This window comes from Thiomicrorhabdus heinhorstiae (assembly GCF_013391765.2).
In the GTDB taxonomy this organism is placed as follows: Bacteria; Pseudomonadota; Gammaproteobacteria; order Thiomicrospirales; family Thiomicrospiraceae; genus Thiomicrorhabdus; species Thiomicrorhabdus heinhorstiae.
On record NZ_JACBGI020000001.1, the window covers coordinates 142,743 to 154,079 of the forward strand.

9 protein-coding genes and 4 tRNA genes are annotated in these 11,337 nt (G+C 46.1%); 9 read left to right on the top strand and 4 right to left on the bottom strand.

Annotation, left to right across the window (positions count from 1 at the left end; all coding sequences use genetic code 11):
* Positions 1–18 precede the first annotated feature (18 nt).
* Positions 19–957 (top strand): 23S rRNA pseudouridine(2605) synthase RluB, encoded by a 939-nt coding sequence (rluB, locus tag H8792_RS00770; RefSeq protein ID WP_194947231.1) that lies wholly within the window; start codon positions 19–21, stop codon positions 955–957.
* A gap of 78 nt (positions 958–1,035) precedes the next feature.
* Here the strand turns inward: rluB and H8792_RS00775 are convergent, their stop codons facing one another.
* Genes H8792_RS00775 through H8792_RS00785 form a run of 3 tightly spaced genes read right to left on the bottom strand, consistent with a single transcriptional unit; the run spans position 1,036 to position 4,170 of the window.
* Positions 1,036–1,281: a SlyX family protein gene (locus H8792_RS00775; RefSeq protein WP_194947232.1), complete on the bottom strand. Its 246-nt coding sequence runs from the start codon at positions 1,279–1,281 to the stop codon at positions 1,036–1,038.
* A complete protein-coding gene (locus H8792_RS00780) occupies positions 1,272–3,101 on the bottom strand; it encodes a M61 family metallopeptidase (RefSeq protein WP_228766859.1) in 1,830 nt (609 codons plus the stop codon). The genes H8792_RS00775 and H8792_RS00780 overlap by 10 nt, the downstream gene beginning before the upstream one ends.
* 46 nt (positions 3,102–3,147) lie before the next feature.
* Entirely contained in the window at positions 3,148–4,170 is a 1,023-nt protein-coding gene (locus H8792_RS00785; protein ID WP_228766860.1) for an SLAC1 anion channel family protein, read from the bottom strand.
* A gap of 275 nt (positions 4,171–4,445) precedes the next feature.
* Between H8792_RS00785 and H8792_RS00790 the strand changes: the two genes are divergently transcribed.
* The 6 genes from H8792_RS00790 to H8792_RS00815 all read left to right on the top strand — a co-directional run bounded on the left by H8792_RS00790 (position 4,446) and on the right by H8792_RS00815 (position 7,625).
* Positions 4,446–5,441 carry an SLAC1 family transporter gene (locus H8792_RS00790; protein WP_194947234.1) on the top strand — a complete coding sequence of 332 codons (996 nt, stop codon included), beginning with the start codon at positions 4,446–4,448 and terminating at the stop codon, positions 5,439–5,441.
* Between the two features lie 72 nt (positions 5,442–5,513).
* Entirely contained in the window at positions 5,514–6,932 is a 1,419-nt protein-coding gene (gene gltX, locus H8792_RS00795) for a glutamate--tRNA ligase (protein WP_194947235.1), read from the top strand.
* A 188-nt stretch (positions 6,933–7,120) separates the two neighbouring features.
* Positions 7,121–7,196 (top strand) — tRNA-Ala (locus tag H8792_RS00800).
* Positions 7,197–7,279: 83 nt separating this feature from the next.
* Positions 7,280–7,355: transfer RNA gene (locus tag H8792_RS00805), tRNA-Glu, on the top strand.
* 6 nt (positions 7,356–7,361) lie between these two features.
* Positions 7,362–7,436, top strand: a tRNA-Gly gene (locus H8792_RS00810).
* A 113-nt stretch (positions 7,437–7,549) separates the two neighbouring features.
* Positions 7,550–7,625: transfer RNA gene (locus H8792_RS00815), tRNA-Glu, on the top strand.
* A 153-nt stretch (positions 7,626–7,778) separates the two neighbouring features.
* Here the strand turns inward: H8792_RS00815 and H8792_RS00820 are convergent.
* Positions 7,779–9,938: a RelA/SpoT family protein gene (locus tag H8792_RS00820; RefSeq protein WP_194947236.1), complete on the bottom strand. Its 2,160-nt coding sequence runs from the start codon at positions 9,936–9,938 to the stop codon at positions 7,779–7,781.
* A 295-nt stretch (positions 9,939–10,233) separates the two neighbouring features.
* Between H8792_RS00820 and H8792_RS00825 the strand changes: the two genes are divergently transcribed.
* Together H8792_RS00825 and H8792_RS00830 are read left to right on the top strand one after the other, a co-directional pair.
* Complete coding sequence (locus H8792_RS00825; protein WP_194947427.1) at positions 10,234–10,467, top strand: DUF6447 family protein; 234 nt, start codon at positions 10,234–10,236, stop codon at positions 10,465–10,467.
* 224 nt (positions 10,468–10,691) lie between these two features.
* Positions 10,692–11,240, top strand: coding sequence for an outer membrane beta-barrel protein (locus H8792_RS00830; RefSeq protein WP_194947237.1), 549 nt, complete (start codon positions 10,692–10,694; stop codon positions 11,238–11,240).
* The last annotated feature ends 97 nt before the right edge of the window (positions 11,241–11,337 follow it).

Here is an 11,337-nt window from a genome sequence, read left to right on the forward strand (position 1 = left end):
TAAAAGTGAATTCACACTATGAACGAACAAAGCTCGCCGCAAGGTGAAAAATTACAGAAAATTCTTGCCCGTGCCGGTTTCGGTTCGCGTCGTTCGGTTGAAGAACTGATACAGCAAGGTTTGGTTAAAGTAAACGGTAAAACGGCCAAATTAGGTGATCGAGCGACGGCCAGCGACAAGATCAAAGTCCGTGATCAGCTGATTAAAGAGCAGCGTTTGCAGAAGCAGGCAACCGAAGTCATTTTGTACAACAAGCCGGAAGGGCGAGTTTGTACACGCAGGGACGAAAAGGGTCGCGAAACGATTTATGGGCAGTTGCCGCGTATCCATAATGGGCGCTGGATCAGTATCGGGCGTCTGGATTTGAATACCAGCGGCCTGCTTATTTTGACCAATAACGGTGAACTCGCCAATCGCATGATGCATCCGTCCTACGAAATCGAGCGCGAATATTTAGTTCGTGTTTTCGGTGAAGTCAGTGAAGAGGCGATTAAGCAATTGCTGGCCGGCGTTCAATTGGAAGACGGCCCGGCTAAATTCGACCGGGTCCAGGCAATGCCGAGCGAAGACGAGGTGATGAACCGTTGGTATCGTGTTGTGCTTAAAGAGGGGCGCAACCGGGAAGTTCGCCGCATTTGGGAAGCAGTCGGTTTGCAGGTCAGTCGTTTGCACCGCGTACGTTACGGGCAATTCAGTTTGCCGCGCAATTTACGCAAGGGTAAAACCGAAGCTTTGACTTGGAAACAGGTCAATCAGCTGCTGAAAAGTGTCGAGCTTCCGGAAGAGACTCGCCCCGATCTGCGAATTAATTCTGCACGCAATGACAAGTCGGCCTTGTCAAAGCGCGATGCCAGCAAATCGGCTCGTACCGAATCAGGCCGTTACGGCAGAAAAACGGTACATGACTTAAATGATTTTTCTAATCCGTATCGTAAGAAGAAAAGTCGCAGCCATTGAGCTGTCGCTTATTTAGAACCTCAAAAATAAAAAACCGCGCTACTGCGGTTTTTTTATGCTGAATATTTGCCGATCAAATTAATAATGCGGTGGCGGAGCTTCGTCAGCCGGGTTGCGTATTGCTTCTTCACGCAGCGTTTTCAAATACTCGGAAAGCAGCTTTAGCTGAGTTTGCAGTTGTTGTATCTGCTGGTGTTGTTGCAATAAAGTCTTTTCTATCGCTTCGATCGAATCGTGATGATAGGCTTGTTCGATCTGCAGGGATTCAATTAAGCGGCGAATTTCCTGTGATTCGCCACTTCCATCTATGTGATTTAAATCCATGGCAATGTCTCGTCTGTAAGCTCACAATTGTTGCTTGGGTAGATAACAACGCGATCGGCTTCTGCTTTCTGAGGAATAACTTTACTTTCACGCAGTTCGTCCCGTCGGAAATAGTGGCATGACCATTCGCAATCCGCTGAAGTCCGTCTTAGCATCTGTTCAACCTGAGGTATCGAATCGACTTTCAGTCCTTTAAGCGCAATCAGCAGATCGCCGGCAGACAAACCGGCTTTATGCGCCGCCGAGTCGTTCCAGACATGAGTTACGCGAAGACCCTGCGATTCGGGTTTTAGATTGGCCCCTAAAGACAGTTGTAGAAAATTCTTGCTGAGGGTTCCTCCTGTGTCACCAAGACTTTGATACTCACGTAATTCGAAGATGTAGCCGAATTCGGCAAGCATGTCGGCAAACGGCAAGTCTTGGCGGCCATATAAGTATTGAGCAAAAAAATCGCTGAAATCGACACCGCTCAATTCCGAGCACAGCATTTCGATCTGTTTTTCTTGCAAAGCGCGCCCGGTCTGACCGTGCTGCTGCCAGAGATAACGCAAAATATTATCCAGGCTGAAAGAGCCATGCGAGTGCTTGCGCAGCAACAGATCCAAACCAAGTGCGATCAGGCTGCCTTTAGTGTAATAGCTGATAATCGCGTTTGGAGCGTTTTCATCCTGCTGGTAGAACTTGGTCCAAGTGAACCAGCTCGAATCGGCAACCGATTGTTTGAAACGGCCCGGCATGCGATAGACACGGGTCATCTGCTCACCGAGAAGTTGTAAATAACGTGTCCGATCAATTACTCCGGCGCGCAACAGGATTAGAGCGTCATAATAGGAGGTAACGCCTTCAAACCACCACAGTTGATGGGTATATTGAGGTTGTTGCAGGTCGGCATTTTGAAATGCCTGTGGTTGAATGGTTTTCACGTTCCAGCTATGGAAATATTCATGACTGCATAGTTCCAGAAATCTGACATAGCCGTCACTCGCTTCCTGCATGCCGATATATGGCAAATCGTCGCGACTGCAGATCAGCGCTGTCGAATTTCGATGTTCCAGACCGCCGTAGTCATTGCCGGTCACAACGACTTGAAACAAATAGTTTTGCATCGGTGCTGAACCGAATAGCTCGATTTCGTATTCGCAGATTTTGATCAGATCCTGTTTTAAGCGCGTGAAATCGCATTCAAAAACACCGGCAATCACCATCTTATGAGGAATGCCGCAAGCGGTAAATTCGATGCTGTGATGCGTTCCGATCTCGAAAGGGTAATCGATTAAAGCGGCGTAATCCTCAGCTTGATAAAGACCGAAACCGCGCGGATCAATTTCCTGAGCAGGCATGCCGCTGGCGACACGCCATGCATTTTGTTTGCTAAAGTCGTTGGCGATTAATTCCAATTCGTGGGTCTGCTGTTCAAAGCCATCAACTTGCAAAAATACCGAAGTACCGTTAAAGAATGCGCGTTGATCGTCGAAATAGGCACCACGTACCGACAAATCCCAGGCGTAGACTTGATAGCTTAAAGTGGCTGCCGAGTCGCAGGCGAATTGCCAGGAAGATTTGTCCAGCGCGATAAGCTCGATAAGTTTGCCGCTGCTGTCGCAGGCTTGCAAATCGATCAGGTGTTTGGAAAAGTCGCGAATCAGATAGCTGCCAGGAATCCAATTGGGTAAAGAGACTTTTTGCAGTGGTTGTTGTGGTTGCGGGATATGCAATGTCACGCTAAAAAGATGTGCATGCGGATCAAGGAGTTCTAATTGGTAACGGATCATGTTGGAAGTCATATAAGTTTTTAAAATCAAGAAATTAGCATAAGCCATTCAGCGGCCCATCAAAGAATGGGGCTGCTGAGAAGATCGACGAAAGTTATTTTTCCGATGCCGGTGCGGGTGGCGGAGTACCCAACGGTTTGGTACCCGGTAACGGATGGCACAGTGTCCCTTGTTTTGCCGCCCAGAAGGTTTTTGCCGTCAAATGCAGAATCAGCGCGGACAGAACCGCCAGCAGGAAGGCGGCGATAAACCCGTATAAGGCGATGTCGGTCAGGGCGTAAAAATGGAAACTGGCCAACATGATTGCCGCTAATGGAAAGCTGTAGGCCCACCAGGAAAGTGCAAACGGAATTCGGATAAAGCGCAGTGTCTGGCTAAACAACAGTATGGTCATAAACAGCGCCATATTAAACAGCACGCGGGAGAAGTCATCCAGAACACCGCCGTTTAATTCCTGATAGGACAGGAAGCCAACCGCAGGTGGAGCAATCAAAATAAACAGAGTCGGTTCTAATAGCTTAAGCAGTGGTGGATGGAAAAACAGGCGATACATGACGATACTGAACAGTACCAGCCAGAAGATCAAGCCGACACTGAAAAAGAACCAGCCGATCTCAATGCTGGAAAATTCAACCGCCCCCAGCGGAATGACGATGTTACCGACAACCGGAATAAACCAGGCCGGGTTCATATGGGTGATCTGCCATTTTTCGTGGTGAATCCAGCTGTTGAGAATGACCAATACCAGTATAAAGTGCAGCAGGGTGCCTAGATACCACATAGTTTGCGCAAGCTGAAAGTTGATACCCTCAAATAACAGGCTTAGCAACAGTAGGCTGATACTGAAAGTCGGGAAAAAGTGCAATGCGACCGGGTGGGCAAAGTCTTCTTTAACCGATTCCGGAAAACGAATCAGTTTAATGGCATAAAGCAATGTAATTAAAATAAAAAACAGTGTTGTCAGCGCCGTCAGAACCAGAAAAGCAGTGTAATCAATTCCTAAGAGTTCATGAGCCTGAAAAAAACCGAGGGTTAAGCCGGCATAACCCATGACCGCACCAAATAAATTAATCGGGAAATAGGCTAGACGGGATCCGGCACTTGCATCTGCACTCATAAAAAGCATCCTTTATTTTCAGGTTTGCAGAAAAGATTCCTGCGCCAAATCGATCCGGTAAACAGAGATTATTCAGTGAATAGATTTAACGCGTCTGTCTCAAAACAACAGTAAAACAATTTTTATTATACCGGGAATCCATGCGGATAGCCTTCCGCTTATTGACCTGGCGGCTTTAAGGTTATTTAATCATATTTGCAGTATCGGCTTTCCCGGTTTAAGTCGCGTTTTTCACGCCTTAAAGTTCCTGAATTTCATTCACAAGAGACTTGTCTTTGATCAAGCGTTTACAGTTTTCCTCGTCGATTGTTTATTTCGGCATGCCAATGGGATTGATTGGTGCCGGAATGAATGTCAATCATTTTTCCGAGTATATTCAAGGGGCGGAGAATCTTGCTGTTGCTTTATGGGGAATCGGAGTTTTTAGTCTGTTGGTGATATCGGCATGGTATGCACTGGAATTTTTTCAGCGGGAATCCGGGAGTCGTCTCCGCGCAGAATGGCGCGACCCGTTTCTACGTTCGTTCTTTCCAGCTGTGACTTTGACTACCATGCTGGCATTGATGGCGGCCAGTTTGACCTTTCAAGACAGTGGGGTCGATAGTGTATTGCGAATTGCCTTATGGGGTTTGATCGGTTTGCATTTCAGTCTTAATCTGGTTCTGATCAGCGGCTGGATCTTTGAGCGGGAGGTTCTGTTATCGCAACATCTGCCAACCTGGTTCATTCTGCTCTCGGGCAATTTCATCGTAGTGATCAGCAGTCTGTATTTTTTTGACGACCGCTATAATGACTGGCTGGAATTTCGCTGGCTGTTCTATTCAGTCGGTTTGTTCTTCTGGTTCAGTTTCAGTGTTTCTTTGCTGATGCGCTTAATCTTTTTTCTGCCGGTTCCGACCTTGTTTCGCCCCAGCTTGTTTATTTTTTTAGCGCCGGCCTCTCTGGCTTGCGTGGCATCGGTTTTACTAGAGATGCAGACATCGTCCGATTCACTGAAAATTATCATCTGGGTAACCTATAGTTTTGCTACCTTGTTTCTGTTTTTGTGGATATTGTCTTTTCGTTTCTTTTATCAAAGCGGCATCACACGTGCGGCCTGGTCATACATTTACCCTTTAGCAGCCTACGGTTTAGCATCGCAGTATATGGCGGATTTACTTGATTGCAGTTTTCTCTGGTTGTGGAGCAGTCTGCTCTTATTTGCTCTGCTTATGCTCATTTCAATCCTGCTTTTGCATCCATTAACCGCTAAAGCGGCTTCACAAAATTAACCCGGAGATCGGGCAATATCGGGTTTATAATATGGCCTTTGTTTTGTATTTATAAAATTCTGGAGTCTATTTGTGATTCGCACTCGTTTCGCACCCAGCCCGACAGGCTATCTGCACATCGGCGGTGTCCGCACCGCGCTTTATTCCTGGTTATACGCTAAAAGATTAGGTGGAGAGTTTATTCTTCGCATCGAAGATACCGATTTGGAACGCTCGACAGAAGAGTCGGTGAATGCCATTTTGGAAGGGATGAGCTGGCTCGGTCTGGACTATGATCAAGGTCCGATCTATCAAACGCATCGTTTCGAACGCTACAAAGAAGTGATTCAGCAACTGTTTGACAAGGGATTGGCATACTACTGCTACGCCACACCGGAAGAGTTGGACGAAATGCGCGAAGCACAAAAAGCCCGTGGCGAGAAACCTCGCTACGATGGCCGTTATCGTGATTTCGACGGCACACCTCCGGAAGGAATCGATCCGGTTATCCGTTTTAAAAACCCGCTGGACGGCGATGTCGTGATTGAAGATATGGTCAAAGGCCGGGTTGTAATTGCCAATAAAGAGCTGGACGATCTGATTATCGCGCGCTCTGATGGCACTCCGACCTATAACCTGACGGTTGTGGTGGACGACTGGGATATGGGGGTCAGCCATGTTATCCGTGGCGATGACCACTTGAACAACACGCCGCGTCAGATCAATATGTATAAAGCGATGGGCGCGGATGTGCCGAAGTTTGCTCATATTCCGATGGTGCTAGGCGAAGACGGTAGCCGTTTGTCGAAGCGTCACGGTGCAGTGAGCGTTCTGCAATATAAAGAGCAGGGCTTTTTGCCGGAAGCTTTACTGAACTATCTGGTGCGTCTAGGCTGGTCTCACGGAGACCAGGAAGTATTCAGCATTGATGAAATGATTGAGCATTTCTCTTTGGATAACGTAAACAGCTCACCTTCCAGTTTCGATACGGTCAAGCTTACCTGGATCAACGAGCAGCATATTAAAAGTGCCGATGCAGAGCATTTAGCGCGTCACCTTGCTCCGTTCGTTGCACAATTGGGTTGCGATCTTTCACAGGGACCTGCATTGGCAGAGGTAGCCGATTTGCTGAGAGATCGCGCCAAGACTTTGGTCGAGATGGCAGAAGGCAGCGTCTATTTCTACAGCGACTACGAAGAGTTTGAAGCCGGTGCTGCCAAGAAACATCTGCGTCCGGTTGCTCAGGAGCCCTTACAGCAGTTACGCATTCAGCTTGAGGCGTTGGAAGATTGGAATGCGACAGAGATCCATGAAGTGATCCAAGGCGTTGCAACCGGTCTGGAAGTCGGTATGGGCAAAGTAGGGATGCCTCTACGCGTTGCGATTACCGGTGGCGGACAATCTCCAGCAATTGATATGACCGCTCAGTTAATCGGTAAAGAGCGTTGCTTGCAGCGAATCGATATGGCGCTTGCTTTTATTGAAGTGCGCGCCGGGCATCAAGACGGTTAAGATCGGAAATTTTCCGAGCTTTAAAAAGGGGAGAGATCCCCTTTTTTTATTGGCGTTGCGCGTAAAAACAATCACTTAGAAAGCGCCTGTTTTGAAGCGCTAAAAAAAAGCGGAAAAATGACGATTTTTTTACATTTAGTGCTTGACGCTTTCCGTTAACTCTATATAATACGCACCCATCAGCTCGAGGGGCTATAGCTCAGCTGGGAGAGCGCAACACTGGCAGTGTTGAGGTCAGCGGTTCGATCCCGCTTAGCTCCACCAAAAGTTGATAAGGTAAGATCCACACTAGGCCGGATCGTTAATTACCAAATATCGATTTTAAGAAATTAAAATCACATATGTGTGTCCCGTTCGTCTAGAGGCCTAGGACACGGCCCTTTCACGGCTGTAACAGGGGTTCGACTCCCCTACGGGACGCCACACTATGCGGGAATAGCTCAGCGGTAGAGCACAACCTTGCCAAGGTTGGGGTCGCGAGTTCGATCCTCGTTTCCCGCTCCAAATTCAGGTGTGTTGATTGACCTAGGCACTTACAATCAATCAGCAAACCGGAATGAAAAATCTTCGATCTTTCATTCAAATCTCGATAAAGTCGTTATTGATTTATCAACAACGTCCCGTTCGTCTAGAGGCCTAGGACACGGCCCTTTCACGGCTGTAACAGGGGTTCGACTCCCCTACGGGACGCCACATAATGAAACCCGCTATGACTTCGGTTGTAGCGGGTTTTTTTATATCCGGATTTTATAATAAAAACGCCGGAGTTGTAATTTAATCCGGCGTTTTAGTGATGCGCAATCTGCTTTTTCCAATTAAAAAGGGAAGTAGGCAGTAATAAACGCTTTACAGTGTCTTAATGCTGGCTGACTCAACGTTCTGCACGATTTCGATGCGATCCAGCAGATCCCCTAAATTCATCCCTGCACTCAGTTCGATCGTGAGCTTCATGGTAACACTTCGTTCTTGCTGGTCAGTCTCGGTTTGCGAGGCGATCAGGTTGATATCCATATCGGTCAGTACGCTCATAACATCGCGTAACAGGCCTTTACGGTCGAACGCAAGAATATGCAGTTCTGCGCTGTATAGAGGATTTTCGGCAAGCTCTTTATCCCACACTACCTGAATCAAACGCTGCTGCTCATTGTGGTTCAAATTGAGGATGTTGGCGCACTCTCGTTTATGTACGGTAATGCCGCGGCCTCGAGTTACGTAACCGACTATGTCGTCACCCGGATGAGGTGTGCAGCAGGGCGCCAGATTGGTTGAAAGATTGCTCGCTCCAACAACGTAAGCGCGAGCATGCTTTTCACTGGCCCCGGCGGCAGCTTCTCTAAAGTTAATTGAACGCTGTGTTTGGACAGCAGTATGTTTTTCAGGCTTTAACAGGCTTTGAATCGCATTGTTCAATTGACGATCATTAATTCGACCTTTACCAAGGTCTTCAAACAGTATCTCGCTGTTTTCCAGTTTGAAACGCGCAACAACATCCTGAACATCGATTTCTTCAGCATGCAATCGTTTGATCTCACGGTGGTAAAGCGCTTCACCGGCCTCGATGTTTTCGCCACGATTCTGTTTGTTAAACCAGCCGCGTACTTTGTTTCGGGCACTGCTGCTGGTTAAGTAACCAAGGTTAGGGTTAAGCCAGTTTCGTGAAGGCTGGCCGTTTTTAACCGCCAGAATTTCGACCTTGTCGCCGGTTTTTAAGACATAACTCAACGGCTGGATACGTCCGTTTACTTTGGCACCACGACAACGATGTCCCAATTCGGTATGAATGTTATAGGCGAAATCGAGAGGTGTGGAACCTTGTCTTAAGGTAATGATCTGGTTAGTCGGAGTCATGACAAAAATGTTCTGACTCTGCAACTCGGTACTGATCTCTTTGAAAACATCCGGATCATCAGAGTTTTCCAACAGTTGACGAACGTTCGCGATACTGCGTTCCAGATTGCTGTCGTAGCTCTTGCCACCTTCCTTATAGCGCCAGTGGGCTGCAATACCGTATTCGGCATTGTGATGCATTTCGTGCGTGCGAATCTGGATTTCAACAGTCTTACCTTCCGGACCGATCACAACGGTATGAATGGACTGATAGCCGTTTTCCTTAGGGGTGGCAATGTAATCGTCAAACTCCTGTTTGACGTAATTCCACTTGCTGTGGATCAGGCCCAGTGCTTCATAACAGGTCGTGACACTGTCGACGTAGATTCGTACCGCACGCAGGTCGAACAATTCATCGATGGTCAGGTTTTTACGCTGCATCTTTTTCCAGATGCTGTAGATGTGCTTCGGACGACCGCTGATTTTGGCTTTAATATTCTCTTGGGCCAGCAAATCTTCAAGCTGTTTGATCATATCTTGGATATACAGTTCACGCTCTGCGCGTTTGGACTGCAATAAGCTGGCAATTTCTTTATATTTTTGTGGATAAAGGAAGCGGAAGGAGAGATCTTCCAGCTCCCATTTTAATTGGGCGATACCAAGACGGTTGGCCAGAGGTGAGAAAATCAATTCTGTTTCTGCAGCAATCTGATGGCGAATTTCTTCATCTTCATATTTCAGGTGGCGCAGGCGGGCAACACGGTAAGCCAGCTTAACAATCATAATGCGGATGTCGGAAGTCATTGCCAGCAGCATTTGACGCAGACGCTCGTTTTGTACGGCATCACTTTTGCGCTCAACATCAAACTCTTTAAACTGATTGAGTTTGCGAATTCCATGAACCAGCTCGGCAGTCGAAGTTCCGAAGCTTGAACGGATGTAATCGTCGCTGTAATTATCTTCCAGATTACCGTCGCTTAAAAGAGTGGCAACCAGCGTTTCTTCATCAATATTTAATTTGGCTAGAATATCGGCAACATCAATACTGCGTACAATGCTTTTTGCCGGTAAATTAAACGCTTCTAAAGCCAATTCACATGCTTTTGAATAGCGTTCGATTTCCGTGGGAGTGTGTTCGTTTTTGCCAAAAAGTTGTTTATATAATTCTTGTGATGTCATTTTTCGAATCGTCTTCCTCTGACGGGCTTATTTACAGCCTGACTTGAATATTCAAGTCTCTTTCTTTCATTTTGTTTATTTGATCAATATTTAGTGCATAAAACAACGTAAAAGCACTATTTTCATGAGATGAGATAATTAATAGGATATTCGTTTTATCCGTTCTGTTCTTGTTTTTGCTTTTGTGGAACTGTTAATATAGGCCAAAAATTAAGTCGACCGTCAGGCAGCTTAAACCTATTCGGCCGTATTTGTACGGTCTATAACAATATAATTCAAGTCAAAGAGGTGGAAAATGGCGAAATTTACTCTAGCAGGTCACGAACTGGATACCGATACTTTAAGCGAAGAAGCAAAAGGGCAATTGAAAGCACTTCAAGTAACCGAAGCAAAAATTGCCGACCTTCAAGCAGAGCTGTCTATTATGCAAACTGCGCGTAATGCTTATGCTCGTGCTCTATTGGAATCCGCCGGTACTTCAGTAAAAAGCGAAGGTGATTTCCAAGGTTCCGAAGGTATTATTATCTAAAAGGTATCTGTTTGTTCTTTCCTGAATCTGGGGGGATTTCTCAGGTTCGGGGAATTTCTCTCGTAATTTTTTTCTACCCTTCATTCAATCTCACAAATTCTCTTTTTTCCTATTGTGACTAATACGCAGATCGCTTAGGATAACTTCTAACCTCAAAATAAAAGTTCTTTAAATAACTAATCTTAATCAATAAATAATTTTTTGGACGATACAAGGGATTTTTCATGAAGAAACTAGCATTGACATCATTAGCTTCAACCGCTTTATTGGTAGCCTCTTTTAGTGCTCAGGCAGGTACTTTTCCAAGTACATATTTTGATGTGACTTATAACCATTTTGAATGGGAGCCGAAAGGTGTTGATTCATTCGCGACCCCGGCAGCAGGTATTGCTTTAGGTTTTCGGGGTAATCCTTTCTTCGGCTTGCAATTTGCGGCTGGAACAGGGACGGATGAAGGAAGCCCTAGCAACCTCTTCCCGGCTGCATCATTTAGGATTGATGAATACTATAGCGCCTATTTAGTTGGTACTTTTGCCGATTTTGAACGCTTTTCAATTAACGGTAAAATCGGTTATTCAAAAATTTATGCTACTAAAAAGTATACGGGTACCTCTCTCAAAGATAAAACAGCCGAAGAGTCCATGTCCTGGGGGTTTGACGGAAAGCTGAAGTTCACTAAAAATTTCGCATTGGTCGTAAGTTACACTAATCTTTATGATAAAGATGACGTACAAATTTCCGGTGTGGGCGGTGGTGTTGAATTTGTGTTTTAAGTAAACAGTTAAGCACGTCTGGTAAATAAAAAAACCGTTTAGAGCTTCCGCTTTAAGCGGTTTTTTATTATCTAATCTCAATGCATTCGAAAGTCAA